This window comes from Nitrobacter sp. MLSD-S21, assembly GCF_058809865.1.
Genome location: NZ_JBXASZ010000009.1, coordinates 84,476 through 109,802, shown reverse-complemented (window position 1 = coordinate 109,802; position 25,327 = coordinate 84,476). Strand labels below are relative to the sequence as shown.

Sequence of the window (25,327 nt, the reverse complement as noted above, 5' to 3'; positions counted from 1 at the left end):
GAGCCAAGGCCCGACGTATGTCTAAGCTGTACCCTTCAGAGTATCGATCATAGCGCGATGTTCTTTCGCTTCATCGGGTGGCATGTTGTGAAGTTCATCTTCAGAGAAGGCTGGAGCGGCTCGAATGATAAATTCGTCGCCATCAAAACTCCCAGCTATTAGCCGCGATCCGTCATCAAACCAGTAGGACGTGAGACCATCGAGCGTCTCTGTAGCGATCCGTCCCCAATCACCACGAGCCAATTCTTGCTGAACCGATTCGATCTCAACGGATCCTGCTGCTTCCTTTTCATTGAGAAAATCCTCCGCCTTCCCCATGTCATTTACTCCGTCATCGAGGCCGTTGCCTGTATGCTAGTCCGAACCAGAGGCGGTGTCAGGTGACCGCCTATTGGACTTTGAACCAGCTTCTTCAAGAGGTTTCCGGCGCGATTAGGAACGCGCCGTTTGTCCTGGCGTTGCAGCCGGAAAGGAGCTCATCCATGCCTTATTCTTCCGTCTGCAAGCTACTTCTCGTTGCCGCTCTGATCTCCCCTGTATCTGCTCTTGCTCAGGGTGGCGGAGGGGGAGGTGGTGGAGGTGGAGGCTCCGCCGGAGGAGGTGCGGCGGGCGGCGCTTCAGGATCTGCGGGCTCAGTGGGCGGCGGCACGGGCAATGCTTCAACCGGGACGGCAGGAACGACAGGCAACCGCGCTGGTGGCGCTATGGGAGGCCGCATAGACGGCACCGTCACCCCAGGACCTGCGAAGCCGGGCGACGATGTAATCCGCAAGGAAAACACACCGGGTCATTCCAAGGCAGACAAGAAGATCAATAGTATTTGCAAGGGATGCTGAGGGCCCGCTTGCCGGCGGGTTAACCGCGCCGCGGGGGTTCTTGACCCATGAAGAAAATTCACTAGCTTCGGTAGCATCATCAACAACGAAAGGAGGTGGTCCAGTGTCTGATCGTAAGCGCTGTCACCTCGCTGAGGCCGCCCTGTAAGCCTTTGAGCTTGGGACGAGGGCGGTCTCCCGCCTGGTTCAGCGAGTTTAAGAAGAGGGCGCGGGGCAGACGTTCCGCGCCCTCAACGTTATGAAATCCCGTCGCATGTGGAGTCTCGCGATGCCTCGTACCCCGAAAGACTTGGCCAGTCGGATGGCCGCCCGGCGCCGGCAGTCAAAGGCTGATGATGGATACGCTCGCGAGACCTTTATTCAGCCTCGAGATCAAGCCCGTCAGATCGATGGCCGGCGGCCGCGTATATGACCGCGGTCGAGTTTTGGCGCGAGCTTCCAGGCGGCGAGATCGAATTTAGGATGAATCGGCTGAGCAGCGCGGCAAGTTGGAAACCGTGCATTACTAGGTAGTCGTGCGCCTACCGGTTCGAGGGTTGAGTGGTCCTCGGCGCTTCCTGACTAAGCCCTCGGGCAATACCGGTTCGGTTCCGGGGATGAAATCTGCCCTCACATCCGCGCCCTGCTGTTCGCGTTGATGCTTGTTCGTCTTGTCCTGAACTTGGTGAGGCTGAGGCAAGCCTTCCTTGGTCAACGGATCATAGGCTCCGTGTCGCTCATCCCGGTTGTCTGTGCTGTACTTGCCCATGTCAGGACCTTCTAAACTTTGCAGGTTTCTTGCGACCCGCTCACCTTAGCGTCGATGATCGTAGCGATCTTGGGGATGTTTCCTCATCGGATTCCTGCCACATGTTGAAGAGGTGCCAGACGCCGCTTCCATGCACTGGCGATAGGTCGAGAACTGGCAGTTCCCCGGATAACCCCACTTACCGGATTGAAGACAGTAAGTGTCATTTTGAGCGAGTGCCGGGCCGGCGATCGCAACCAGTGTTCCTGCTGTCAGAACCGCCGCCAAATTAACTTGCATGTCATTTCTCCGTTGCGCCAACGGAGTGACCGGGCGTGTGTTCCTATTGGCTCGGCGTTTGAATGCGGATTGGACGGTGACAGCTGCGCCGCATCGAGGGCGGCCGCACCACCTTCTCCGAGCTCCAGGCGGCGCTCGCCGGCGGCAAGCAGGGCCGCATCGAGTACTACGCTTTCGACCTGCTCTACCTCGACCGGTACGACCTGCGCGCCGTCGCGCAGATCGAGCGCAAGCGGCTGCTGAGGGAGCTGTTCGCCCGCCACGAATTGGGGGGGCCCCTGCACTACAGCGAGCACATCGCCGGCAACGGTAGGGAGATGTTCGAGCACGCGGCAAAGTTCGACTGGGAGGGCGTCGTTTCGAAGAACCCGGCCTCGCCCTACGCTCCGACCGCAACAAGGGACGGCGAAGCGCGGCACGTTTCCCGTCATCGGCTTCGTAAAGGACCCGACCGGCGTCGCCGTGCTCTATCTCGGCATATACGAAGGCGGGAACTGGTCTACATGGGCAAGGTCGGGACCGGCTGGCTCCAGCAGGATACGCAATCAGCTCGATACGGCCGCACCGCGACGTCGCCTCTTACCATGCCCCCCAGTAAGCCGAAGGCAACGTAGGTCAAGCCATCATTCATGGCAGAGGTGGAATACCGCGATATCACGTCCGAGGGACTGCTCCGGCAGAGCTCGTTCAAGGGGCTCACGAAGTCCGCGCAGCGCGCCGCCGCTCACGATTAGGAACGCCGGGGCGCAAGCGGGATTACACCGCCAGGCCGCGGCACTTCTCCTGACGTCGGCCCGCACGGTCCCGCATCTCTGGTGCACCTGGGAGATTCCGGGACCGTGCCCCCTCCTCCGGCCGGTACCTGACATGAATGACAACTGCCCCGTTTGCTGCGGCGTCGGCTGGGTTTGCGAGCGCCATCCCGACATGCCCTACGACGGGGAGACAGGCTGCGCGTGCGGCTACGGCGCGCCGTGCGAGTGCAACGACAGCGACCCTCCCGAAACGAGGCACGTGACCGTCGTCGTCGAAGCGGCGCTGCACTAGCCTTCAGAGCACATCTGAGGGATTGCTGCGGCAGAGCTCGTTCAAGGCCTAACAAAATATGGCTTAGGCATACATATCAGCGCGACGGGGCCCACTTCCCCCAGCGGACCCCCGCACGGCCCCTGCGCCTTTCACCCTTGAGAGCGCTGCGGGGCCGTGCACCATTCAGGAACTAAGCCCTCCGCTTCGCATTTATCAGGCCCGCCCGGCAGCGCCGGACATAGTGCCTCGGGACACAACCATGCGAAAAGAGCTCCAGAAGGTAGTAAAGGATACAGCAGCTCTCGGATTATCTGCCGCGGCGGTCGGGTTGGAAATAGGATCGGAGTTCGCGCGCAAGACCCTGGACGAGGTGTCGCGCGAAGACCCTGCCCTGGCAGCGCCTCCAGGCGCTTCCGCAACACCTGTACCCCGGCTGCCGAACGGGCTGACCAGAACATCAAGATCCGCGCCTACCAGTTGTGGGAGAAGGCCGGGTGCCCCGAAGGCCGCGACCAAGAGTTTTATTTCCAGGCCGAGCAGGAGCAGCGCGATCGCGGAAAGCCCGACCGCACCCGCGCCTCGGACTTGATAGCTTAGCGTCACACTCCTCCGCGGGGCCACGTAAGGCGTAAAATCCCGAGGAGAAGCGCGCGTAGAATCTCCGAAAGAAGCTCGGCTGGGAAGAGGCGCTCAAGGACCAACATCCACACCCCTAATAGTAGTTATACGCACCACCCTCGTTCAGCCCTGCGACGAAGCAAACAGGGGCGCGGGCTTAGAACCGAATCCGAGATGCCGGAGTTGCCTCGGCCGTGGCTTTTCCTACGAAATGGACTGGTTGCGCACGTGCCCCTGTAAGATCCAGAGCCGCGGTCGGGTTTCAAAGGCACGCTGGACAACTGGCGGGATTCTCACGACCCGGTTACGTTCTCTTCGTCACCTGGTGGAGGGCTTATGATGGCGAAGGCAGCGAAGAAGAAGACGGCGCGCGGTCGCAAGCAGACTAGCCGCAAGAAAGTCGAGAAGCCTCTCAAGGGTCGCTAGGTCGGGGCCGCGAGGAGTTCGGCCGCGAGGAGCTCCCGCTCCAGCCGGTCACGGTGCGAGATGTGCTCCTCCTGCATCTCCTCGAAAGTAGCGAGCAGATCCCGCGCTTGATCCGCATCGGGGCACTGCCCGGAGCGCTCGAGCTCCGAGATGATGGCATACTGCCGGGCGATGTGCCTCACGCCGAGCGCCACGTGCAACTGCGCCTGCCTGAGATGGCTGAAAAGGATCTGCTGCCTGTCCATCGTTGCACCTCATTTGATTTTGCTGTTCGGGTTCGGGATGTCCGGCTTCCCGGGGCTCGGCTTCACGTGCATGTTGCTGTCCGGCATCTTGTCCCTGCCCTGGTCGCCGCTGGCGTCCCTGCCGCCGGAGGTGGAAGTGCCGCTTCCGCTCCTGGTGTCCGGCGTCATCCCCGACGTGTCCTTGTTCGAGGAAGAAGGCGGGACCGGATCGGGATGTCCCTTGGGGACCTGGGCGTTAGCGAGGGCGCTCGACAGGACGAACGTTGCTGCCAGCGTTATTGTGATGAGTCTCATGCTCGTACTCCCGTGATGAAGGATCCAATCGGTTTTGGCTCCGGCATCAAAGAAGTGGAAGCGTCAACGTTCCTATTGGATTCAGGCATTGACGGTGATGCAAGCGCTCGGCTTCAACGCCTCTCGAAGGGTCGCTTGCGAGCCTTCGCCAAGGCGGGATCTTGCCGGCGCTGCTCTTCCGCTTGCCGAACCCGCTCCTCTCGAAGCTCCACCACCCGCGACTTCATCCGCGCCATTAGCTCCTCTGCAGCGGCGGTCGAAACGCCCGCCAGCTGGAGCTTTCGGATTTCCTTGCGCTGCCTCAGGATCTGGCGGCGCATCTGGCACAGCTCTTCTCGAATACGGCTCAGGTCCATCGGACACCTCCTCGCGCAACGGGAGATATGGAGCGCGGAGGCATTCCCTAGGGGCGCCGCGGGAGAACCAGCCCGACAAATGGTCGCAGAGAGTCACCGGCGCTCGGGGCCCGCATCGAATGAGCGATTTAACTATCCGCGGCGATGGGTTCGCGGTTCCAATGGATTAATCTAAAATCTGTGCAAAAATCGCGCTTTCAGTATTGGAATGCGCTGCTAATCGCCTTGCAGCCAGAGAGATTGTGGGGATCGAAATTAACATCCCGCCCGCACTTCGAAGGAGTGCTTTTCATGGGACTTTTAGCGCGCCGACCCAGCATCAAGAAGACCTGCGACTTCTGCAACAGCTCAGCCTTCGGCCTCATGCGCCGGCACAGCGGGGGCAAGACGTTCTGCTCACCGCACTGCGAGGCGTCGTTCACCAACTGCCGGATGATAGAAAAGCAACCGGACCGTGCTCCTTCCGGTCCGGATGCCGACTTCATCGCCGCGCTCAGCTACCCGTGACGGCACGCGGAATAGCCACGACTAGTTGAATGCGACATAGCAGCCGGCGCCCTTGATGTTTCCGCGCCGCCGCACACCTCCTCAGGCCGAAGGAGGCTACGATGCCAAAAGAAAAGAAGGTCTGCGCGTATTGCGGCGAGAGCCGGTTCGGCCTGGTCCGCCACTTTGTCGGCTTTCACCACCTGTGCACGTGGTTCTGCAAGGAGCGTTTCCTTGAGCGCCGAGCCCGCGAGCTAGCCGACTACAGGCAATTGCTTAATCGCGTCTCGCATAACCGCACAGTCTTGAGATACCGGCACTGACCGCGGCGATGATTCTCCCGCCGCGCCGTAACGTTCCTAAACGCTAACGCCCAACGCATCGCAGCCTGGCCAGCGATGCCGGGTGTTTCCTTGATGCGTCATCAAGGAGTACCCATGCCTAACGTCTAGGCGCTTTCTGTCAGTTTCTTTGGCTCTCTTGGTCGGAGTGTGCGCCCGGACAATTACGGGCGGACCAGTGACATACCGATAAGCAACTAGGTTGCCCTGGGATTTGGCGGCCTTTACGCTTGTCGCGGCTAGGATGATGAGGCGTTCCGAAAATGGTGTCCCGATCCCCGGGTGCACTTCGGCGCCTTGCATTGCGATTCCTCCACTCCGCTCTTAGACCTAACTACAGCACAGCTGGAAAGAGGTAGCAGCATGAGCAAAACAAAAAGCATCTGCGCCAATCTCGGCATAACGATTGCTCATTGAGGCAATGGCGGCGATGCTTTACGAGCGCCTGGCACTGATTTTGGCCTTGAAGCCCCGCAAGAATACGAGACAACGTTCCGACAGACTTATGCGGGGCCCTCGTAGCGCCGCCACGATGCAAAAAGCCTTACGACGCGCGGAGGTTGGGATATCGGCGCAATGCTCTTCGCCGCGCTTCCGGCGTCAAGAGTGTTAATTCTTAAGCGCTGAAGGTAGTACAACCGCACGCGAAAATACATGTCACATGAGCAAGCCGACTAGCGTTCCGGTTTTCTCTGAGAGGAAGCCCGCCTGGACAGCAGGCGGTCGAGACTGCGCGCGTTCTGTGTGGCGTTCGCTTCGTAGTCGTTATTGAAGTAGACCCAGGCTCTTCTTGCACCGCTTGCTTTGATCCTGAATGCCCATTTTTTCAGTTCTTCATCCGAATAGTCATGCCTGTACCACCGCAGCGGACCATGTAGGCGGACATAGATATCCTCCGCAGTCCGGATGAGTTCATCCGGAAGCCGAGGCCCGCTGCATGAGCAAAAGATAACCCCCGCTTTGCGGAAGGCGCGATAAACGTCTTCGTTCCACCAGCTCTTGTGCCGAAATTCTACGACGTTACGGCGCGCTGGATCGAGCTGGTTCACGATCGACTTGAGCCGTGCCTTCGTGAAGTGGTAGCTGGGAGGCAGCTGAAAGAGAAAGCAGCCCATTCGCTCCCCAAGAAGATCAGCAATGATACCAAAATCCCGAATGAGGGTCTTCGTCCCTTTAAAACGCTTCACATGAGTGATGAGTTCGCAGACCTTGACTGTGTACACGAACTTTTTGTCTCGCGGCTGCCGACGCCAGGCTCGAACATTCGCAACGGTAGGCCATGAATAGAATGAAGCGTTGATCTCAACCGTGTCGAAGGCTTGCGAGTAGTGCTCAAACCAGTTTGGCTGCGCTACGCCTGCATAAAAGGAGTCCCGCCATTTCCAGTAACGCCAGCCTGAGCATCCAACAAAGACCGATGCTCTGAGGTCATGCGCGGTATGTTCAGAGTTCGCCTCCATCTTTTGCCGCGCGACGTGCATTTTCGCCGCACGCTGAATGTTGTCCTGTCGTTGCTTCTCGCGCCGGAGCTGACGCCGCTCTCGCTGCGCCTCCGGCGTTAAATCCTTTTTTTCAGGAATGGTGCTTCGACGGGGCATAGCTAGCTGCCTGCTCTCGACACAGCATCTTCCAGCCGGTCCTTCAACTTCTCCCAGCGCTCTTCCTCAGCCTCAGCACGACGTTGTACAGAGTTTGCGCGCCATAGGCTTCCAATGTTCCATGGAAGCCTCTGGTTCCGCACAATGGCCGCGCCAGAGCTATCTCGCCATTTCTTCGTGAGTTTTGGAAAGCGACCGCCAGCAGACACTAAGGAGATTGATCAGAAGCAGAATGGCATTCTGGGTGATCAGCGAGCCTTGTTCTCAAGCCAACCGTCGACCATCCATGCAATAGATGCGACGATGAAGATCGCAAAGCCCGCGACCATGACACGAGCATTCCAATTGGCAGCCACAAGCGCGGCGGCAATGACCGTGCTGACTGCATAAAACGTCCTGACCAGCATCATCGAATCCATATGCACTCCCTGCGACTAGCCCGCCGAATTTCAAAGTTGGATGATTTCCTGGGCGCGGATAACGATCTCCTCCTGACGCAGGTCGGCTTCCAGCGTCTCCCGCAAAGATCGCCAGTATTCGGGTACGAGGCGCTCCGTCATCACCTCGATGACGGCGATATTGTCGCGCTCGGTCTCGCCGCCGCTTCGCCACAGGCCCTGGCCGGGAGCGCGCACGAAACTCGTCGCACCGCCGAATTTCTCGGTCAGTTCTTTCAACAGCCCTTCAAACCATTCCTGTGAGACCGGCTCGCCGCTGCCCGTCTCCTTAGGCAGGATAATCTGCACGAGATGGGAGGCGCTCATGGCAATAGCCTCACTTGCCCACGTCCGGACCAGCTATTGAGGATGGTCTCGGTCGTAACGCATTCAACCTGCTCCCCAAAACGGTTCATATAGACTTCCATCATTGCATCGTGGGTTTCGTCTGCGGAGCTGCAAAGCGCATCTGTCACGAGGATGGCGCGGAAGCCCCAGTCGATCGCGCCCAGCATGGTCGCGAGCACACAGACATCGGTCTCGCCCCCGGTGATGATGATGGTATCAACTCCCGCCCCGTGCAGCTGCTGGTGCAGGTCGGTCCCGGTCCACGGCGAGTAAACATGCTTGTCAAAAATTCGGGCAGGAGGGACGAATTCAGCGAGTTCAGGGACAAGCCCGATCATTTTCGGCCCGAGCTGGTCGATAGTCATCGATCCCCAGCGCTCGTAATAGTGCCGCCACATCCCGACGCCGTGGCCCGGTTTTGCAGCCGGGATGAAGCGCGTAAAAATGGTTCTCTCAGGGTAAACGGACGCGATGGCAATGACATTGGGCAGCACGCATGGCAACCAAGGCATTTTCCATTCAGTGCTTTCTGCGAACATTCTTTGCATGTCGACGCAGATATGAACGGTGTTTTCTCCGGGCGCCCCATAGCGGAGCTCTTCATTTTTCGACATGGCCTATCCTTGAAAGCCAGCTCCAACGGAGTCTTTCACGCTTAGTTCCTGTTTTTGAGAAGGGGTGCGGCTGCAACCCGCTAGCCCGGCGGCAATGAGCGGGGGAAGGCAGTCAGGGGTGCGGCTACGCACCGCGCAAGTGAGCTTGCCCTTGACGGCCGAAGGGGCGCTGCCCCGTCTGATGCGCGAGGGATCGTTAACTCGGACCGAGACGACGACTCGGGCGCAAGTCTGCAGAACGCGCTAGAGCCCGGTCGACAGCGAAGCTGGCGGCGCGCCGCGGCTGAAGGAGCCGCTAGGCTTTCCAGCGGGTTGGATATATTCAACAACCCAAGGGAGGCGAACTTGAAGAAAACAACGAAAGGCCGGACCAAGGCTTCCAAGAGTGAATTGATCGCACCGCGCGGCGACAAACGCTTTATTCGGCGCGACTCGAACGGCGCATTGAAGAAAGCGACGATGTGAGCCGGTCCCTCTCACAGGATCGGCGGCGCAAAGCCAAAACACCCGCCAAGGCGGGACACGGTGACCGCGGCGACCGCAAGCCCGTCAAAGCCAGCGCCGCGAAGGCCAAGACCGCGACCAAGACGCGGACGCCAAAGAAAGCTAAAAAGTCGGGAGCGCGTAAATAGCTCGAAGCTGCTCGGTCAACTTCGTACAACATCCTAAAAAGGAGCGCCGCTTGGCTCGAGTCTCGACCCTGCCGAAGCAACTGCAGCCGATGCTCGCAACGCTAACGGACGGTCCGTTCGACGACAAAGGCTGGATTTTCGAAGATAAGTACGACGGCATCCGGGTGGTCGCCAAGATTGCATCCGGCAAGGTTGCGCTCTACAGCCGCAACGGCAAGATCATCAGCCATAGCTACATTGAAGTCGCCAAAGCGCTGGAAGGCGTGAAAGGCGACGCCGTCATCGACGGCGAGCTCGTGGCTCTTGACGATGAGTGCGTCTCACATTTCCAGCTCTTGCAAAATGCCCTCCGGCGCGACGCGAGGCTGCGCTTCTTTGCATTCGACCTCATGTTTCAGGATGGTGACGACCTGCGCGCATTACCGCTGACCGATCGGAAGAAGCGCCTCAAAGCCATCCTGCCAAAACACAAGCTGATCGCCTTCAGCCGCGACCGAAAGACATTTGGGACGAAGTTCTTTGAGGAAGCTGAGCGCAAGGGCCTCGAAGGCATCATGGCGAAGCGCGCGGACAGCAAGTACCAGTCGGGCGCGCGCACGGATAACTGGCTTAAGATCAAGACGTCTTAAGCGCCAGGAGTTGTTATCGCTGGCTTCACGGCTCCGAGAAAAACGAGGCCGTTCCTCGGCGCGCTGACGCTCGCGCTGCGGGAGAGCAAGGGATGGCGGTATATCGGGCATGTCGGCACGGGCTTCAGCCAAGACACCCTGAAAGAGCTGCACGGCGAGCTGATCAAATTGAAAACTGAAAAGTCGCCGTTCGCTAAGAAAGTAAAAGATGAATCCGTTACGACGTGGGTGAAACCGCAGCTGGTGGCAGAGGTCAAGTTCACGGAGTGGACGAGCTCCGGCGAGATGCGTCATCCCGTCTATCTCGGACTTCGCGCCGATAAGCAGGCTAAAGACGTTGTGCGTGAACGTGAGTGGCCGCACGGCTAAACTCATGTTCGCTTCAAGACGCTGAGCCGTCCGTCGCCCTCAAGTGTCGCGAGCCTGACGTCTGCGTAATCTTCGACCTGATGTTCTCGCAGCTGCGCTTTCAACTCATCCTCCGTGATCATTTCCTTGCGTAAATTTTGGGAGATAAGGCGTCCGTCACGCACAAGCGTAAGGCTAGGAGGCGAGAGGTATCGCCTCGTCCAGGGATAGCGCCAGGATATCCAGTCAAGCAGATATTCCCAGGCGACAATCGTGAGAACCAGTGTGAGACCTTCAGTGACGGAGCCATAGTCTTTTCCGAGGCCGTTCTGCGCGGCATCGGCGATCAGGACGATGACCAACAGGTCCGCGGGGCCAAAATGCCCGGCCTGACGCCGCGCCATGACGCGCAGGATGACAAACAGCCCAAGATACATAAGGCTCCCGCGCACAATGATTTCCGCAAGGCCTATCGCCGGTACGAAGACGGAATTCCAGTCGATCGACAAATGCATAGGAAACCCTCCGGGAATATCGTTAGCGGCTTGAAATCTTTGGGCGGCTAACTCAGTGCGGAAGTTTGGCCCGCTCGGTCAGAACTTCCAAAGGTCGCAACGCTCGCTCACATTTCAGAGTTCCCGCAGCCCTCATTCTCCGCAGGCGTCCCGCAGGCGATCGAGGAAAGCAGTCTGGCCTTTCAGGATACGCTCGCGAGCTTCGCTGAAACCGAACCAGGAGGCGCGGTCGAGCTCGGGAAAACTCTGAAGTTTCCCGACGCGGCGGCCATTCCATTTCGAAGACATTGCTTGGGAGCGCATCGGGATTCTAGTCACCTTCGGCCGCCCATACATGAACCGTTTTGCCACCCGGCTGTCTAGCGGCGCCAAGCGAAATGAACTCGCCGACCGGCGCGGTAGCCAATCCCTTCCTTGAATTCCCGCCGCGCGGCGTCGAGGAGCTCTTCATGCAAACCAACCAAACCTTTTGGAATGGTCCAGGCACCATGATCTTTCTTCATCCAGAAAGGACCGCCCGGATGCCCGAGCAGTACATGGATAGATCCGCGCTTCCGTCTGAAAAGAAGGATGCCGGCGCTAGTCTTATTTGACGAGGTCCGCGCCGGAGTCATTGCCGTCCTTCCCCCGCTGACCCCGCCCGTGCTTTTGCGCCCTGCAAATTCACTTCAGTTCAATCCAGGCCGGCGCGTGGTCGCTTGCACCTTCCTTGCCGCGCACCTTACGGTCTACGCCACCATCAATCAGACGTTTTTTGAGATCAGGGCTTAGCAGGAAATGGTCGAGTCTCAGGCCTTTGTCATTCTCCCAGCGGTGCCGCATGTAATCCCAGAAGGTATACATCGGGTCCTCGGGATGGAGATATCGCAGGGCGTCCGTCCAGCCTTCGTATTCATGTTCGTTACTTCGTCTGCGACGAGAACCGAACACTCCTTAGATCACACACCATCAATTCTGTGCCGTAGGCGTTGTCTTCGGCGATGCCATACGCGGTGCTATTCCCCACCCGCTGGTTGTCCCGGTGACTCAGGCTGTTTGGCAGCGTCCTTCTGTTTTTGCACGCCAGACTGTTGTGCTCGCTTTTTATCATTGGGCTGCTCTTGCCCCTTCTCGTCGCGAACGATGCCGTGATCTTTGCTATGTGCCATGCCAGACAAGCTGCCAATCGCCTGGACGTTCCTGGACGTTTTGTAAAAAAATCTATCTCCGTGCGCCTTCATACCCGGGCCGTGCATTTGGGGGCCCGGGCGCCGGTGAAGAAATGTCTCGCCGATAAAAAGAGCAGGCCGGACAAGTAAAACCCGCCGGCAAGGGGGGCTCACCGAGGGGTTAGGCGTGGCGAACTGGATCGCCCAAGCGGCTCGCGACGCGTGGTTCAGTGTAATTAGCCGAGGCTGGCCGACACAATAAAAGACCGCGCCGACCAAACGCTGCCAAGAGCCCAAAGCCGGCGACGTTGCGAGGCTCGTCATCGCTTTCAGCAACCTAATGCGTGCCGACACGTTACGAGACCGAGGCGTTTCATGGACGCCTTCCGGTGGCGGCCCCAGTGTTTCTCTGCCGAGGATGCTGGGTGCCCTGGCTGGAACCGACCTGCCGATCCCGCGCCAGTTTCCGCTTTCCCCATTGCGGCTCTTCACAGTCCGCACCTGGAGCGTCTGAATCTTAAGCATTGCGAAAGAATGTCAGGCTAGTGTCAAACTTGGTCTAAAATGACACGATGGACTGGACTTCTTATCGCAGCGTTGCTTGCCTGCGTCCCGCTTAGTTTTTCAGCGGCCGAAGAAACGGATAGTTCTGGCCTTATCTCTGATAAGATCAAGTCCGACTATCAACGCCCGGCAAAGATCCCATTTCCGGACAGTAATCCCTACACTCCCGCCAAGGCTGATCTTGGCAAGATGCTGTTCTTCGATCCCATCCTTTCAGGATCGCGCAAGATCTCCTGTTCGTCATGTCATAACCCGTCGAAATCATGGGCGGATGGCTTACCGCTCGCGGTCGGCGAAGATCCAGCAGGACTTAAGATTCGTACACCCACATTAATCGACATCGCGTTCGTTGATATTCTTGGCTGGGATGGAAAATTTCCGGATCTCGAGTCGGTGGCATTCAGGGTATTCATGAATTCGCAAAACATGAACATCACCGAACGTGAACTGGTAAGACGCCTGCACCGCGCGCCGAAATATGTTGCCGCCTTTAACGCTGCCTTCGGAAGAGGCGCCATCACACGAACCAGAATTGAGAAGGCGTTGGGAGTCTACGAGCGCACCATCGTTGCCAGTGAAGCACCGTTCGACCGCTGGATTGCGGGCGACGAGACGGCCATTTCTGCCGAAGCCAAGCGCGGGTTCGCGCTGTTCAACGGCAAGGCCCACTGCTCGCACTGCCACAGCGGCCCATCGTTCACCGATGGATCCTTTCAGGACATTGGTACTGCGACCGGTGCCGATATTGGAAGGGGACGAGTCTTTCCGACATCAGAGATGTTGCGTTACGCCTTCAAGACTCCGACGTTACGCAACGTTGCGAATCGTGCCCCCTACATGCACGATGGCTCGATTCCGACTTTGGAAGGCGTGATCGAGTTATACAATAAGGGCGGCATCGATCGACCTAGCCGCTCGCCTTCCATTGAACCGCTCGCGCTGACAGAAACTGAGAAGAAGGCGCTCATTGAATTTCTGCAAACATTGACTTCCGACTCGCCTAATGCGCGGCTATCGGGGCCCACTCATTAAATCGATTGAGAAAGGGGCGGCAACGGCCCTGGGTCCGCCGGCCATTCGTCCCCGGACGCCGGCGCGGCTTCGTCAGGGCAGGAGAATCACCAGGCCGAGGCGATGCTTTAATTCGTCGACCTATTGGCGTGTGCGATGTTAGCGCGCGCCCCTTAGAGGGGTCCTATTGACCTTCATGCTGAGCACCTCTTGCAATCGCCTATCCACCTCCGCCTGCATTCTCGGGTTGGCTGCCGTGGCAACCACTTGCCCGTGCTCGTCGACGCTCACAGTGGCCGCACAGCCGTAACCCCGCAGAAGCTGTTCAATCACAACGATGCTAATTACTGGCTGAGCTTGCTGCGGGGGTGGCGTCTGCACTTGAATCTGGGGTCCTTCTGACCGAATGTCGCCCACCCTTGGTCCTGCATCCCCTTCTATCGGCCTGCTTTTTGTGCGGGTCCTGCCGCTTGTCCTGGTCCTCTCATGGGTGGGTTTGGTCGGCCGTGGGGCTCTATTTTTCGTCGACATATGTTCAGTCCCGTTCTCGCTTTAACTGCACTCGAGGCGCGCCGAACGAGGCGGCCCTCGGCCTAACGCCCCAAAACGGCCACGGTTTCCCCGGCCATGCGCACCGCGCATTTAATCCGTCAGGAGCGGCAGGCAGTCGCACTGAAGCGGCAACAAGCGGTGTGGGCGACGGCAGCACTTGTCGGTTCCTCGCCAAGCTCAGGAACACTAGCCAATCTTCTGGATTGGAATGGTGTTTTCCGCCGGTAGCGAGGGTTCACAATGAACAAAGAAGAGAAGCTTGAGGTCTTCAAGGAGGCGGTGAAGCTCGCCGATTCTGGCAAGTACAAGGGCTGGAAGAAAATTCAGTCCCAGCTCGTGAAATCAGGACATAAACGAGCGCCGGAGTTGCTGGACGGGAACAAGCTCCGGATGATTTTGGATGCCCAGTGCAAGTTGGCCCGGCGCTAAGCGGCCTGGAGGCGCAAGAGAGGAAAGTGAACATGCCGTTGTTCCACTTTAATGCGCGAACTGGAGATACGCTGATTCAGGATGTTGAAGGTGAGTATCTTCCCGATCGCGAGGCCGCCCGTAGCGTTGCTGAATCATCCGCCCGAGAGGCTCTGATTGAGGCTGTAAGATCCGGCGACGTTGCTCCCAATGATATTCAAGTGACCGACTCAGACGGCAAAGTAGTCATGACCGTAGCCCTGGACGACCTCATTAGGCGGGGCTGAACGGTGGGAATTGAGGGCGGAGCTGATGCCTCGTTACTATTTTGATTTGCGAGATGGCGATCAACTCACGCCCGACGAAGAAGGGCTTGAACTCGCATCTCTTCATTCCGCGCAGGAGGAAGCGGCGTTGTCGTTGGCGGACCTCGCGAAAGAGGCCATCCGTAGTCGCCAGATCGACGGAGAGGGCGGTCTCTTAGCGGTTGAAGTTCGTGATGATAATGGCCCTGTTTTGCAAGCGCGCTTTACGGTTCGGTTGAATTCCTAGCCCCATGGGCTCGCTCCCATACTTGTAAATGACTGAACGAGAACCGCGGTGGTAGATTGCGCTGCTAGACGATCCGACGGTGATCATTCTGATGTATTTTATCCTGCCGCTCTGGCTGGTGGCCGGATTTGCCGACTGGCTTTGCCATCGCGCCAGTCACATAGAAACGACGAGCGGCGCAAAAGAGTCGCTACTCCATCTTCTGATGTTCGCGGAAATCGGGTTTCCCCTGCTTGCAGCCATGTTCCTGGACATCAACGGTTTGATTATCGCTTTTATGATTGTGATGTTTTTAGTGCATGAGGCAACTGCATTATGGGACGTGAGCTATGCGACAACCCTTCGGACGGTCACTCCTATCGAACAGCATGTCCATAGCTTTCTCGAGATAATACCCTTAATGGCGATCGTCAGCGTGGTCTCACTGCACTGGCACCAGTTTTTGGCGATGTTTGGCGCCGGGCCGGAACCGTTGCGAACTGATCTGAGCTGGAAGCCCGAGCCGCTACCGATCTTCTATATTGTAGGCATTTTGAGCATCGTCTTGCTATTCGAATTGCTGCCTTATCTCGAAGAGTTTTGGCGAGGGTTGCGCCCCAATCGAGGAAGGTTGGTGCCGCCCAAATCGAAAGACGCCAAGTCGGGTTAGGCAAGAGAGAGCGATCGGCTGACCGAGCTGAGTCACGTGCCATAAAGGGCTCGCCCGACGGTGCTGCCATGGCCTATGCGGAGGCCGTCGGAGCCAGCTAGTCCAGTCGCCTCGCGCAAAGATAGGAACCTCGCTGGCGGTCGCGATTTATCGGCGGGGACGGAATTCTGCGCCAGCGGGACAGTCACCAAGAAAGGCCGTGCGGTGTAATGCCCGCGCGGTCCTTCCTTTTTTAGAAATTCAGTCCGAACACCTGGAGATTGTCAACGATGCGACCAAAGCCAACAGAAGAAGAAATCCGCCAACGCGCCAAAGAACTATGGGAGACGCATGGGAAGCCTGAGAATCGCGATGACGAGTTCTGGCGCACTGCAGAACGGGAATTGTCAGGACTGCAGGATCGGGGCGAAGACATGAAGGGAAGTCCGGACAATCAGAATTGACCGGTATCAAGGACAGGTGCTAGCGATTTTCCTCGTCGCTCAACTCTCTCTCTTGAAGCTTTTCGGAACGAACTCGCTCTCAAAATTTTATGGGCGGGGGCTTTAGGAGAAATACAATGGACGCTTCCAAAGAACAGCATGCTTCGAGCGAACACCACCATAACGCCGCGTCCCATCATGAAGCGGCTGCCCATCATCACCGCCAAGCTGCGCATCATCACGATAACGGCCGCCACGACCGTGGAAAGGAGCATTCGACAGCCGCCCACGAGCACAGCGGCAAGGCGCACGGCCACAGCGCCACTGCAAATACGCATTCTAACAAGTAGCAGGTAGAAGACCCGCCGGCTCTTCAAAGGGCTGGCGGTTTGTTCGCTAGCTCACTAGCACTATAGAAACCGTATCCCCGCGTTCGTCGCGGACGAGGATGCACATTCCCCTATTGGCAAGGTCCGGCATCTGCTCGAGCATTTCGCGGACTGTCCGGGATCAACGCCTATGGCACAGAATTGATGGTGTGGTCTAAGGAGTGTTCGGTTCTCGTCGCAGACGAAGGAACGAACATGAGTACGAAGTCGACTGGCGGCAAACGCTCCGCCGAACACGTAGTCAAAGATATCCGCCGTGCGACGCGGCGGCACTTTTCATCAGAGGACAAAATCCGGATCGTGCTGGATGGGCTTCGGGGCGAAGACAGCATCGCCGAGCTGTGCCGCAAGGAAGGGATAGCCCAGAGCCTCTACTACACCTGGTCCCTGGGAACAGACAGTTATTTATGAGATGCACGTCAAAGGCTTCACTAAGCGCCACCCAATGGTGCCGGAGCAGGATCGTGGCACGTTCCTGGGATTGGCCCATCCGATGATACCGGAGTATCTACGTTCTCTCGGGATTACGGCTACAGAATTGCTCCCCGTTCACGCCTTCGTGGACGATAGCTATCTCATCGAAAAAGGACTTCGCAATTATTGGGGCTATAATTCGCTAGGCTTTTTTGCTGCCGATCCACGTTATCAGCGCTCCGGCGGAGTCGGTGAATTCAAGGAAATGATCAACCAGTTTCACGCGAGCGGGCTCGAGGTGATTCTGGACGTCGTTTATAATCATACGGCTGAAGGCAACGAGCTGGGCCCAACCCTATCGTTCAAGGGAATCGATAAAGCTATTATCGGCTCCTGCCCGATTAGAAGCGCTACTATATAAATGACACTGGGACCGGAAATACGGTCAACCTATCTCACCAGCGTGTGTTGCAAATGGTGGCCGATTCATTGCGGTACTGGGCAACAGAAATGCGGGTCGACGGCTTCCGGTTCGACCTTGCGACAATCCTTGCGCGGGAGCCCTATGGCTTCGACGAAGGCGGAGGCTTTCTTGACACCTGCCGCCAGGACCCGGTTCTTTCGAGCGTCAAACTGATAGCCGAGCCATGGGATATCGGACCTGGAGGCTATCAGGTCGGCCAATTCCCGCCTGGCTGGGCAGAATGGAACGATAAATTTCGCGACGCGGTACGTAGCTACTGGAAGGGCGATACAGGAATGCTTCCCGAAATGGCAAAACGCATTTCTGGATCTGGCGATCTGTTCAACAAGCGTGGACGCAAGCCTTGGTCGACGGTCAACTTTATCACCGCTCACGACGGGTTTAATCTGAACGACCTTGTGTCTTACGATGACAAACACAACGAAGCGAACGGCGAAGACAATCGTGATGGTCACTCCAACAACCATTCCTGGAACCATGGCGCCGAAGGGCCGACTGACGATCAGAACATCGTTCGATTGAGAGAGCGTCAAAAACGCAACCTTCTGGCAACCACGATTCTGTCACTTGGCACGCCAATGCTGCTCGCTGGTGATGAGTTTGGCCATACGCAAAGTGGAAATAACAATGCTTACGCTCAGGATAACAGCAGCGCTTGAAGAGGGAGGAAAGGATCAAGCTCGAGGTATTTCGCCGAGGAAGGCGATACAATCATCTTACCAACCTAGCTGATATGCCTAACCCGTCATTGAGCTCCGCCTATGGTTAGATCTCACCACTCGGCCGCCCCGCGCCGGCAAACAATGGCTTGATGTATCTCGTTCTCGACAATATCCTTCCATTGCAGGATTTGGTCGGTCTGTTCGTTGATCACGGCGTTCAACGAGGTATCGCCATCCTCCTTTGCCGCGAAGGCCTCGCTCTCGGCGCCATCGTGGCGTTCCACAGGTCACGCAAGGTGCGCGCTCGGATGACTACGGGATCGGTCGAAGCCGGATTCGTGATAACCTTCTTGATAGCCCGAGCCATGGGCCGCTCCTTGGTTAGGGTTAAGGTCGTCAAGGTGTTACGAGCACCTTGGCGGCCTGACTTGTTCGTGATAACATGAGTTCATGAATAAAGCAACTGATGTTAACACGAGAACGCGAAAAAAACGCCCTCCTGTAACGGGGGACCTCGTCGGCGTCCGCATCCAAGCTGAAATGGCCACTAAACTCGACAACTGGCGTCGGCAACAGGACGACCTTCCCAACCGTCCCGAAGCCATCCGCCGACTTGTAGAGATTGGGCTGAAGGTGAAGAAGTGAGGAAAACTCTGAAAACCTTGATGTCAAAGCTCATACGACTTCCGCTTTTGTCACTTTGGTTCACATTGCCTTCTGCCAGTATCGGCCTCGCCGACCAGGTTCGTGCAACCGAGCAGGCAACATCCGAAGTATCCCTCACTTACGTGTGCAAAAGCCAAGGCCGGGCATCCACGCTGAAGATCAATGAAACGAAACAGACTCTGGAATGGCAGGGCCATACTTACAAGATCACGGAGAAAAGTTGCGGACGCGCTGGATGGTACGCTGAACGTGACGGTATGTCGTTCGACTTTTGCACGGCAACCCACGGCTACGCTTCCTTCGACCTCCCAACTGGGACAGTTGAGTGTGACCTGCATCGATGATGGGCGGCGATCATACCCTCGAGCGGATCTCCGCAGTCCGAACCTCCAGTTGCTTGGTGTATCAGCGGAGCTAGAGGCGAGCGATGATCGGTGAATACATCGCATTCTTTCTCCGCAACCTTCCTGCCTTTCTCTTCGTAGCCGCGCTGGTGATTGCCGCGGTTCGCCGGACACCGGCTCCTGCTGCAGAGCGTTTTCTCGCCTGGATTCTGCTTTTGCCGGTCGGGGTGACCGGCCTGTGGGCGGGTCTGACCCACGTGTTTTTCCCCGCCACGGCCGCGGCACACATCGGATGGCAGGTGAGCCCTTTCCAGTTCGAGGTCGGTATAGCGGACCTGGCGATCGGAATCACGGCGATCATCTCTTTTTGGCGAGAGCTTGCCTTCAAAGCTGCTGCAGTCTGCGCGGCGTCGGTGTTTTTGCTTGGAGATGCCATCGGGCACGTTCGACAGATGGTGGTGGCCGGCAACTTTGCACCGGGCAATGCGGGCTTGCCGTTCTACATGGACATTGTTTGCCCGCTGATAGCGATTGTTTTGGTTTTCATTTCAACGGCGAACGCTGACAAAACGACGGTGAAGCGAACGGAAAAGAGGATCGATGAACAATCGTAATGACCAAGCTCGCACCCGAACACGGCTGAAGCCGCGTGCTGTGGTTGTCGCCTCAAAATGAGGAACATGCTGTCTAAGATGCCAGCCCAAGCGCTATACGGCGAATTGCGTGTGTTGACCGAAAGCTTTCCGAATTTTGAATATGGAGCACTTCAAACGGACGAGTCCTTCCGCTGGCTTGGCCGAGCCACCGCGCTGGTCGGGGAGGCGCTTGGGACGGGGGATGAAGTTCAGTTCACAACTGCAGTACGAAAAATCAATTCTATGAACAATCACGAGATCGGCGTGAACGAGATTAAGCGCCTGGTTTTCACCGCGCTCGCCACTGTGGAGCTCGATCTACCAGCAAGCGCGCGAGGTGCGTTTATTCCCGCCGGCGATGTCTTTGATGCGATGGCCACGGCAGGTAGATTGCTAGCTGAAGCAAAACAAGACCTACTCATCGTCGACCCGTATCTTGACGAAAAGTTTTTCACCGAATTTGCTCACTTTTCGAACGAGGGCGTTTCACTTCGTCTGCTCAGGGATGCGCATCACATGAAGGGCACGGTAAAGGCGTCAGTGAGTGCTTGGACCGCGCAGTTCGGCATCAAGAGACCGTTAGAGGTCCGTTTGGCCGCAGCTCGCTCGCTCCATGACCGGATCATTATTATAGATCACGCCATCGTCTGGAACGTCGGGCAATCCTTCAACAGCCTCGCACATCGTGCGCCAACGTCCTTTCTCAAAACGGACTCGGAAACGGCGGAACTAAAGTGTTCGGCATATAATGCAGCCTGGAATGCTGCGGCACCACTACAGTAGCAGCAGCCCATCGCTTGAAAGACATCAACCCCGCACGGGGCGCTTTCGCGCGCCCGGAGTGCGCCAATTGACGTCCCTTCGAAGTGTGTTTTCGGAATCCCAGCGGCACCATCAGATTTTGAAAAAACCCAAAGGACTTTCAGCCATGGCCTTAGTCAAAGTAGCAAACTGTACCCGCAAGGGATTTCGTTTTCCCACTAAGATTTGCACCGAAGGCGTCGGAAGTAAAACGGTGGATTTCATCGACGGGACCGAAGAATGAGTCGACGAGTCCCGTCTAGACGGACAACGTCCTATGTCAGGAAGCAGCGGGAGGTTTTGGTCAACAGGTCTCCGCTCACCGGCATAGGCCGGTGTCGTTAAACTGATCCAGATGGTCTCCACCGTCAATGGGATCGCTCCCTGCCATAGCAAACACAGGATCCATCAGCGGCTTGTTGGCCGTGGTCCTCACCGTCCTTAAGACGGGATACGCACCCAGGTGGAAGGCCCGAACATTATCTACAGGGTGGCGTCTTGCGCCCTCACGGCACTTGCAGAGAGGGGTCCTTCCACCTGGCATCCGACCGCTCGACGAACGGTCGGTATTGTGTTCCCGTTTTGACGACGGCATGCGCCACCCGCGCCATTTTGGCGGTGAGTGCAGTCATCGCTTTGCGACGGCGATCGGGATCGTCCCCGTGCCCGGCAACGTATCGGCCGAGCTTGTCGCGGAAGCTGTTGTCGCGCTGGCGCGACGCCACTTGCGCAGCCATCCAGAAGGTCCGGCGCAGGCGCGCATTGCCGTACTTCGATAACTTGGTCCGGCCTCGGAACGTGCCGGACTGGCAGGTGGCTAGGTCGAGCCCGCAGAACTTCAGGAACTGGCGATGATGACGGAAGCGTTTGAGATCGCCGGCTTCTGCCAGGATTGTCAGGGCGTTGATCGGCCCAATGCCTGGAATCTGGCGCAGCAACCCATAGTCACGATTCCCTGCCAGCCTCGTTTGTGCGAGCGCTTCGATTTGATTACGCTGCTGAATCAAACTGCGCGCCTGCGCAATGATCATGCGGAACATAGTGATCGCTGCGGCATCTTCCGGAACCGGCAATGCAATCGATGAGGAGGCCGTCTCGTAGATATCGTTGATCAGCTGCGCCTTCGAGACCTTGCGGCCGACGAGCGACCAGGCCTCGCCTGTGAAGGCTTCAACGCCGAGCGCGGTGATGCTGCCCGGCGTGGGGAAGCGCTCGATCAACGCCAGGAACCAGTCTGACCGGCTGTTGCCGGCAAAGCGGTCGATCTCGGGAAAGTAGAGCGGCAGATAATGAGTCAGGATGCGGTGCCACGTCTGCGTCTTCGCCCTGGAGATCGTCTCGTGCGTCTTCGACAGCTCCTGAAGGTCATTGATGTCGACCGCGAGCGGATCGACATAGACCGGTGTCGCGTCGATCCTGAGCATATGCAGGATAACCTGCGCGTCCTTGGGATCATTCTTGTCCCAACCATTGTGGACCGCTTCTCGGGTCCGGGCCAACGCAACCGAGGAGACGAGACGCAGATCGAACCCGGCGCTGAGCAGCCGATACGCGAGCGTGCGATGATAGTTACCCGTCGCTTCAAAGCCGACAAGAATCGGACGTCCAATTGCTGTGAGTTCGTCGGCCAATCGGTCGTAATCCGGCTTTGTCGCCATCACAGTCAGCCGTCGGCGGCGCCCGCCTTCAGGCCGCTCTATCAGCACCTCCTGGCGGTGCTTGGACACGTCGATCGCTACCAGTACGGCATCGGTGAGAGTAGAAGGGCGTTTGGTCATGGTCGTTCACGCTCCAAAGTGTTGTCTCGACAACCTCACTTTAGAGACCTGTTGACCGGCCATGGCCGCCGGGACGGCGCGCTGCGCTACGCAGGGCATCGCGCGCCGTCAGCCAGCAGCAATACCACCTTCCCAATGTGCTACGGCGCGTAGTTCGCTAGCTCCCCATCCGAGATTTGTTCGTCAGCGCCCCCTCCCGAGGGAACTTTCACGCGACCCTATTATGGCTCGAAGCACCACTTGCAGGATCGGGAGGGCAGCTGTGAAAGATTGGCGTTTGGTAGTTGGAAAGCTGAGCGAGATCGTAAAGAGCTCAAGCACGATCACGTCTGCGGGCGAAAAGGCAGGATTCTACGCCGCGGCTCGCGTTCTGCTTGCTGATCTCGAGGAAGCCGTGAAAGAGGATGGCAGTAACGCCTATGCCCTTGAGAAGATCAGAAACGCCAAATGGCATATCGGTGCCGCGTTCGGCTTTGACATCGGTAACGAGAACTCGCCAGAGGAGCATCGCGTTTGGGCTTACGCTGCCCTCAACAGCCTGAAGAGCACGCTCGAATCACACCCATCCGAGGCGGATTGAGCGCGCTGAAGGCGAAGCAAAGGTCGTGATCCGGGCGTTTCGTGTCTCGCTCCGCGGGATGCGAGATGACGCCACAAGCAAAAGGTTCGAAATCTCGCCGCCGGACCGAAGGTGGATTACTGCCGTGCTCTCTTCTGATCGCGTCGGTCGCAGCGGAACATCAGCTGATCCCGTTCGTTGCCGTGCATGTGGATAAAGATCACGGTTTTATCGATCACCCTTCTTGCGCTCACCGACATCACTCTTGCGCAAGCGCCACCGACGCAGGCCACCCCGCCTGCCGGTACGGCGCCGGCTCCTGGCCTAAACTCAGCCAATTGCGCCCCTGACCCGGCCGCGCCCAATCGACCTACGACGACGGGCGAAAACAAGGAACTGCTGGGCGACAAGCTGGCGAAATCCGATGGTGTGCTATGTCCACCTGCGGGCGTCGATCCGGAAATTCGGGCGCCTACCCCAGAAGGGGGCAATACGCCGGTTATCCCTCCGCCCGGCAGCCCCGGCGGCGATCCTACCGTGCGGCCAAAGTAAGCGGTGCGAAGAAGGCTAGTTGAGCGCCCTAGGTGGCTCGCGCGTTCGCATCAAGTGGTAGCAATCCGGAAAAGCAAATGGCCGAAGCACAGGCCGCGCATCGTCTCTAAGGAGGGCTGCCATGTTGCCGATAGAATTAGGGTACGGGCTGATGATAGTTGGAGCCTTGCTGGTGGTGGTGGGCGTCGCTGGCTTGGCGTTGCGCCGCAACGAGGACGAAGCTAATCCTGTTGCGCTACCTGGAGAAGCTCCATGGCGTGACCCGCCATCGAATTTGCCATCGGGGCTGTTGCACAATTCGAACGAGTCACTTCATGAAGGTCTGCAAAGAACGCGAAAGGAAAGTACTACTCAAGAAGATCGAGCAGACTCGGCGGCTATTCGCCGCCACTACTGACGAGCATGAATCGACCCATGCGATAGGAACGCTCTTGCGCCCGCACATTGAATTGCCCGGGAACGGGCGTTGACTGAGCACCGACTCCCGAACCCAAATCGGCCCGCTGTGAGCCTTTGCACTTCGGCGGGCCTTTTTGCGCAAATAGAAGACCCCGCCGGAGCGGGGTTATGGCGACATGCCGGGCGATGCTTATAGATCGCAGAATCTTCCCGTTCAATCGAGATAGGCCCGCTGCAAAAGATACAGGTTCGACCCCCGCCGCGTGGCAATGTTGAAATTCAGTCTTCGGTTTTGCGATTAAGACCCAGACCACGCTCAAGGCCGGCGATCTTATCGTCCAATTCAGCCAACCAGTCCTCGGCTGGGATCATGCCGGGCTTGCCCTGTTTAGTCCCCGATCCGGCCACGGCCTCTTTCAGTCGGCATAGGCCTTGAAGTTCGAAGGCCTTCGGTAAGCTCCCGATCATGGCGTCCTCCCTCATGCTGCTTCTGAGACTCGAGATGTCGATTGGCACCGAGCTGGTTTCCCGGCGGGTGGGCGCGGTCCATTATCAAGTTCGGACAAAGCCTCCAAAATATCGTCGATCGACACTGGTCGGCGCTGGCCTGGGACTGCCCTGAGTGAAGGGCAAGACGTGACGGCGGCGGCGTCGGAGGCCCAAGACGCCAAGATCGACCTCTTTTCGGCTAGCATTAGATCGTCGTCCGCCAGGACATCGCGGGGGCGGTCGTAGACCGACCCGGGATGAAGGATTGCGTTGAGGTTGTAAACGTTGTCGGCAATTATACGTCCGCGATTGGTCATGTTGTCCTCCTCTCTCCTTTCGTTTCGGACGACGAAAAAATTAGGAAGGCGGTAGCGGCAGTCAAGATTTTTCGAAAGCAGAATTTTTCTAATCGGTCCGCCTGGGCCTTAGGAACCTTGTCGGTGACAATGGGTAAATCTCCTAGAAAATAGGAGGTTTAACATGGCTGAAGATGGTGGCCGAATGCCCAGGGGACCGACCGACAATATATTCTATGTCCTCGGCTACGGTGGACTTTTAGTAGTTATCGTTGGGGTAGGACTAATTGTGGCGGCCAGCCTGGGGCATTTACACTGAGTAGGAACACTGCCCGTCCCAAGGCATTTTCCCGTTCGAATGGTCCAGAGCCGTTCACGCGTGCCAAGCCCGTCGGTGAGATCCCTCGCCGGCGGGTTTTCTTATGCAAGCTTAATCTGCGCTGAGCAGCCTTTTCATCGTGAACTCGATCTGGCGACTTCGGACATATACGCGGCAGCCGGCTATCGATTGAGGAAAGCCCTTGTCCTCTGACGCGCTTGCTCTCGCGGTAGAGTGAAGGTCTCGCGCGCATAGCCGTCATCGGCCATTGCCTGCCGGCGTCGGGCTGCCATCCGGTCAGCCAAGTCTCTTGGGGTTCGGGACATCGCGTGCCGCTGTTTGTAACGCGCCCTGGTCGCTTTTGGCTCCGTCGAGCGAGCCGACAACCCGCACCAGGGGTCAGGAACAAGTCGCTTGGTATTAGCTTGAGTCCCGGTTCTGTAGCGTGGAGTCGA

At 57.7% G+C, this 25,327-nt stretch carries 33 protein-coding genes and 7 pseudogenes; 21 read left to right on the top strand and 19 right to left on the bottom strand.

Features of this window, described 5'->3' with window-relative positions:
• Positions 1-21: 21 nt before the first annotated feature.
• A complete protein-coding gene (locus AC1RT6_RS19170) occupies positions 22-318 on the bottom strand; it encodes a hypothetical protein (RefSeq protein ID WP_472791774.1) in 297 nt (98 codons plus the stop codon).
• A 164-nt stretch (positions 319-482) separates the two neighbouring features.
• Between AC1RT6_RS19170 and AC1RT6_RS19165 the strand changes: the two genes are divergently transcribed.
• On the top strand, positions 483-836 hold the full coding sequence (locus AC1RT6_RS19165) for a hypothetical protein (protein ID WP_493029608.1): 354 nt from the start codon (positions 483-485) through the stop codon (positions 834-836).
• A 268-nt stretch (positions 837-1,104) separates the two neighbouring features.
• A pseudogene (locus AC1RT6_RS19160) lies at positions 1,105-1,349 on the top strand (hypothetical protein).
• Positions 1,350-1,629: 280 nt separating this feature from the next.
• Here AC1RT6_RS19160 and AC1RT6_RS19155 read toward each other — a convergent pair.
• Positions 1,630-1,863 carry a DUF3551 domain-containing protein gene (locus tag AC1RT6_RS19155; RefSeq protein ID WP_472791776.1) on the bottom strand — a complete coding sequence of 78 codons (234 nt, stop codon included), beginning with the start codon at positions 1,861-1,863 and terminating at the stop codon, positions 1,630-1,632.
• A gap of 83 nt (positions 1,864-1,946) precedes the next feature.
• Between AC1RT6_RS19155 and AC1RT6_RS19150 the strand changes: the two genes are divergently transcribed.
• Entirely contained in the window at positions 1,947-2,477 is a 531-nt protein-coding gene (locus AC1RT6_RS19150) for an ATP-dependent DNA ligase (protein WP_493029613.1), read from the top strand.
• Between the two features lie 589 nt (positions 2,478-3,066).
• Positions 3,067-3,489, top strand: coding sequence for a DUF2934 domain-containing protein (locus AC1RT6_RS19145; protein WP_472791777.1), 423 nt, complete (start codon positions 3,067-3,069; stop codon positions 3,487-3,489).
• A gap of 443 nt (positions 3,490-3,932) precedes the next feature.
• Here the strand turns inward: AC1RT6_RS19145 and AC1RT6_RS19140 are convergent, their stop codons facing one another.
• The 3 genes from AC1RT6_RS19140 to AC1RT6_RS19130 form a co-directional block, all read right to left on the bottom strand.
• Positions 3,933-4,181, bottom strand: coding sequence for a hypothetical protein (locus AC1RT6_RS19140; protein WP_472791778.1), 249 nt, complete (start codon positions 4,179-4,181; stop codon positions 3,933-3,935).
• Between the two features lie 9 nt (positions 4,182-4,190).
• Complete coding sequence (locus AC1RT6_RS19135; RefSeq protein ID WP_493029607.1) at positions 4,191-4,475, bottom strand: hypothetical protein; 285 nt, start codon at positions 4,473-4,475, stop codon at positions 4,191-4,193.
• Between the two features lie 113 nt (positions 4,476-4,588).
• The gene (locus AC1RT6_RS19130) at positions 4,589-4,831 is read right to left on the bottom strand and encodes a hypothetical protein (protein ID WP_472791780.1); all 243 of its coding nucleotides are present in this window, start codon (positions 4,829-4,831) and stop codon (positions 4,589-4,591) included.
• Between the two features lie 291 nt (positions 4,832-5,122).
• Between AC1RT6_RS19130 and AC1RT6_RS19125 the strand changes: the two genes are divergently transcribed.
• The gene (locus AC1RT6_RS19125; protein WP_493029606.1) at positions 5,123-5,338 is read left to right on the top strand and encodes a hypothetical protein; all 216 of its coding nucleotides are present in this window, start codon (positions 5,123-5,125) and stop codon (positions 5,336-5,338) included.
• Between the two features lie 101 nt (positions 5,339-5,439).
• Positions 5,440-5,640, top strand: coding sequence for a hypothetical protein (locus AC1RT6_RS19120; protein WP_472791782.1), 201 nt, complete (start codon positions 5,440-5,442; stop codon positions 5,638-5,640).
• A 692-nt stretch (positions 5,641-6,332) separates the two neighbouring features.
• Here the strand turns inward: AC1RT6_RS19120 and AC1RT6_RS19115 are convergent.
• The 4 genes from AC1RT6_RS19115 to AC1RT6_RS19100 all read right to left on the bottom strand — a co-directional run bounded on the left by AC1RT6_RS19115 (position 6,333) and on the right by AC1RT6_RS19100 (position 8,655).
• On the bottom strand, positions 6,333-7,139 hold the full coding sequence (locus AC1RT6_RS19115; protein ID WP_472791783.1) for a DUF72 domain-containing protein: 807 nt from the start codon (positions 7,137-7,139) through the stop codon (positions 6,333-6,335).
• 365 nt (positions 7,140-7,504) lie between these two features.
• Positions 7,505-7,675 (bottom strand): hypothetical protein, encoded by a 171-nt coding sequence (locus AC1RT6_RS19110; protein ID WP_472791784.1) that lies wholly within the window; start codon positions 7,673-7,675, stop codon positions 7,505-7,507.
• Positions 7,676-7,705: 30 nt separating this feature from the next.
• Entirely contained in the window at positions 7,706-8,020 is a 315-nt protein-coding gene (locus tag AC1RT6_RS19105) for a hypothetical protein (protein WP_472791785.1), read from the bottom strand.
• The gene (locus AC1RT6_RS19100) at positions 8,017-8,655 is read right to left on the bottom strand and encodes a cysteine hydrolase family protein (RefSeq protein WP_472791786.1); all 639 of its coding nucleotides are present in this window, start codon (positions 8,653-8,655) and stop codon (positions 8,017-8,019) included. Before AC1RT6_RS19100 ends, AC1RT6_RS19105 begins: the two co-directional genes overlap by 4 nt.
• A gap of 461 nt (positions 8,656-9,116) precedes the next feature.
• On the opposite strand from AC1RT6_RS19100, the gene AC1RT6_RS19095 reads away from it, so the two are divergent.
• Both AC1RT6_RS19095 and ligD read left to right on the top strand, forming a co-directional pair.
• Positions 9,117-9,287, top strand: a complete 171-nt coding sequence (locus AC1RT6_RS19095; protein WP_472791787.1) for a hypothetical protein — start codon at positions 9,117-9,119, stop codon at positions 9,285-9,287.
• A gap of 50 nt (positions 9,288-9,337) precedes the next feature.
• A pseudogene (ligD, locus tag AC1RT6_RS19090) lies at positions 9,338-10,285 on the top strand (non-homologous end-joining DNA ligase).
• Positions 10,286-10,287: 2 nt separating this feature from the next.
• Here the strand turns inward: ligD and AC1RT6_RS19085 are convergent.
• From AC1RT6_RS19085 to AC1RT6_RS19070, 4 genes and pseudogenes are all read right to left on the bottom strand, one after another.
• Positions 10,288-10,779 carry a DUF421 domain-containing protein gene (locus AC1RT6_RS19085; RefSeq protein ID WP_472791788.1) on the bottom strand — a complete coding sequence of 164 codons (492 nt, stop codon included), beginning with the start codon at positions 10,777-10,779 and terminating at the stop codon, positions 10,288-10,290.
• 132 nt (positions 10,780-10,911) lie between these two features.
• Positions 10,912-11,067, bottom strand: a complete 156-nt coding sequence (locus AC1RT6_RS19080; RefSeq protein WP_493029605.1) for a hypothetical protein — start codon at positions 11,065-11,067, stop codon at positions 10,912-10,914.
• A 71-nt stretch (positions 11,068-11,138) separates the two neighbouring features.
• Positions 11,139-11,393 (bottom strand): NUDIX domain-containing protein, encoded by a 255-nt coding sequence (locus AC1RT6_RS19075; RefSeq protein ID WP_493029604.1) that lies wholly within the window; start codon positions 11,391-11,393, stop codon positions 11,139-11,141.
• Between the two features lie 49 nt (positions 11,394-11,442).
• Positions 11,443-11,667: pseudogene (locus tag AC1RT6_RS19070) on the bottom strand (exodeoxyribonuclease III); the annotation flags it as partial.
• Positions 11,668-12,491: 824 nt separating this feature from the next.
• Between AC1RT6_RS19070 and AC1RT6_RS19065 the strand changes: the two are divergent.
• From AC1RT6_RS19065 to AC1RT6_RS19040, 6 genes are all read left to right on the top strand, one after another.
• Complete coding sequence (locus tag AC1RT6_RS19065) at positions 12,492-13,523, top strand: cytochrome-c peroxidase (RefSeq protein ID WP_472791789.1); 1,032 nt, start codon at positions 12,492-12,494, stop codon at positions 13,521-13,523.
• A 771-nt stretch (positions 13,524-14,294) separates the two neighbouring features.
• Positions 14,295-14,483 carry a hypothetical protein gene (locus AC1RT6_RS19060; protein WP_493029603.1) on the top strand — a complete coding sequence of 63 codons (189 nt, stop codon included), beginning with the start codon at positions 14,295-14,297 and terminating at the stop codon, positions 14,481-14,483.
• 32 nt (positions 14,484-14,515) lie between these two features.
• Positions 14,516-14,749 carry a DUF6894 family protein gene (locus tag AC1RT6_RS19055; protein ID WP_472791791.1) on the top strand — a complete coding sequence of 78 codons (234 nt, stop codon included), beginning with the start codon at positions 14,516-14,518 and terminating at the stop codon, positions 14,747-14,749.
• 10 nt (positions 14,750-14,759) lie between these two features.
• On the top strand, positions 14,760-15,014 hold the full coding sequence (locus tag AC1RT6_RS19050) for a DUF6894 family protein (RefSeq protein ID WP_472791792.1): 255 nt from the start codon (positions 14,760-14,762) through the stop codon (positions 15,012-15,014).
• Between the two features lie 79 nt (positions 15,015-15,093).
• The gene (locus AC1RT6_RS19045) at positions 15,094-15,663 is read left to right on the top strand and encodes a diguanylate cyclase (protein WP_493029602.1); all 570 of its coding nucleotides are present in this window, start codon (positions 15,094-15,096) and stop codon (positions 15,661-15,663) included.
• 269 nt (positions 15,664-15,932) lie between these two features.
• Positions 15,933-16,106: a DUF2934 domain-containing protein gene (locus AC1RT6_RS19040; RefSeq protein WP_472791793.1), complete on the top strand. Its 174-nt coding sequence runs from the start codon at positions 15,933-15,935 to the stop codon at positions 16,104-16,106.
• Here AC1RT6_RS19040 and AC1RT6_RS19035 read toward each other — a convergent pair.
• Entirely contained in the window at positions 16,097-16,402 is a 306-nt protein-coding gene (locus tag AC1RT6_RS19035; protein WP_472791794.1) for a hypothetical protein, read from the bottom strand. The genes AC1RT6_RS19040 and AC1RT6_RS19035 overlap by 10 nt on opposite strands.
• A 267-nt stretch (positions 16,403-16,669) precedes the next feature.
• Here AC1RT6_RS19035 and AC1RT6_RS19030 point away from each other — a divergent pair.
• Positions 16,670-16,861: pseudogene (locus tag AC1RT6_RS19030) on the top strand (transposase); the annotation flags it as partial.
• Positions 16,860-18,019: pseudogene (gene glgX, locus AC1RT6_RS19025) on the top strand (glycogen debranching protein GlgX); the annotation flags it as partial. The pseudogenes AC1RT6_RS19030 and glgX, both read left to right, overlap by 2 nt.
• A 125-nt stretch (positions 18,020-18,144) precedes the next feature.
• On the opposite strand, the gene AC1RT6_RS19020 reads toward glgX, so the two are convergent.
• Positions 18,145-18,318, bottom strand: a complete 174-nt coding sequence (locus tag AC1RT6_RS19020) for a hypothetical protein (RefSeq protein WP_472791795.1) — start codon at positions 18,316-18,318, stop codon at positions 18,145-18,147.
• A gap of 809 nt (positions 18,319-19,127) precedes the next feature.
• On the opposite strand from AC1RT6_RS19020, the gene AC1RT6_RS19015 reads away from it, so the two are divergent.
• Together AC1RT6_RS19015 and AC1RT6_RS19010 are read left to right on the top strand one after the other, a co-directional pair.
• Positions 19,128-19,658, top strand: coding sequence for a DUF6790 family protein (locus tag AC1RT6_RS19015; RefSeq protein WP_472791797.1), 531 nt, complete (start codon positions 19,128-19,130; stop codon positions 19,656-19,658).
• A 57-nt stretch (positions 19,659-19,715) separates the two neighbouring features.
• Positions 19,716-20,462 (top strand): hypothetical protein, encoded by a 747-nt coding sequence (locus AC1RT6_RS19010; RefSeq protein WP_493029601.1) that lies wholly within the window; start codon positions 19,716-19,718, stop codon positions 20,460-20,462.
• A gap of 532 nt (positions 20,463-20,994) precedes the next feature.
• Here the strand turns inward: AC1RT6_RS19010 and AC1RT6_RS19005 are convergent.
• Positions 20,995-22,258, bottom strand: a pseudogene (locus AC1RT6_RS19005) (IS110 family RNA-guided transposase); the annotation flags it as partial.
• 262 nt (positions 22,259-22,520) lie between these two features.
• On the opposite strand from AC1RT6_RS19005, the gene AC1RT6_RS19000 reads away from it, so the two are divergent.
• The 3 genes from AC1RT6_RS19000 (at position 22,521) to AC1RT6_RS18990 (ending at position 23,766) form a co-directional block, all read left to right on the top strand.
• Positions 22,521-22,838: a hypothetical protein gene (locus AC1RT6_RS19000; protein WP_472791799.1), complete on the top strand. Its 318-nt coding sequence runs from the start codon at positions 22,521-22,523 to the stop codon at positions 22,836-22,838.
• 186 nt (positions 22,839-23,024) lie between these two features.
• Positions 23,025-23,369 (top strand): hypothetical protein, encoded by a 345-nt coding sequence (locus AC1RT6_RS18995; RefSeq protein ID WP_472791800.1) that lies wholly within the window; start codon positions 23,025-23,027, stop codon positions 23,367-23,369.
• Between the two features lie 121 nt (positions 23,370-23,490).
• Positions 23,491-23,766: a hypothetical protein gene (locus AC1RT6_RS18990; protein WP_472791801.1), complete on the top strand. Its 276-nt coding sequence runs from the start codon at positions 23,491-23,493 to the stop codon at positions 23,764-23,766.
• A 281-nt stretch (positions 23,767-24,047) separates the two neighbouring features.
• On the opposite strand, the gene AC1RT6_RS18985 is transcribed toward AC1RT6_RS18990, so the two are convergent.
• The 3 genes and pseudogenes from AC1RT6_RS18985 to AC1RT6_RS18975 all read right to left on the bottom strand — a co-directional run bounded on the left by AC1RT6_RS18985 (position 24,048) and on the right by AC1RT6_RS18975 (position 25,198).
• Positions 24,048-24,236: a hypothetical protein gene (locus AC1RT6_RS18985; protein ID WP_472791802.1), complete on the bottom strand. Its 189-nt coding sequence runs from the start codon at positions 24,234-24,236 to the stop codon at positions 24,048-24,050.
• Positions 24,237-24,247: 11 nt separating this feature from the next.
• Positions 24,248-24,574 carry a hypothetical protein gene (locus tag AC1RT6_RS18980; RefSeq protein WP_472791574.1) on the bottom strand — a complete coding sequence of 109 codons (327 nt, stop codon included), beginning with the start codon at positions 24,572-24,574 and terminating at the stop codon, positions 24,248-24,250.
• Between the two features lie 409 nt (positions 24,575-24,983).
• Positions 24,984-25,198, bottom strand: a pseudogene (locus tag AC1RT6_RS18975) (hypothetical protein).
• Between the last annotated feature and the right edge of the window lie 129 nt (positions 25,199-25,327).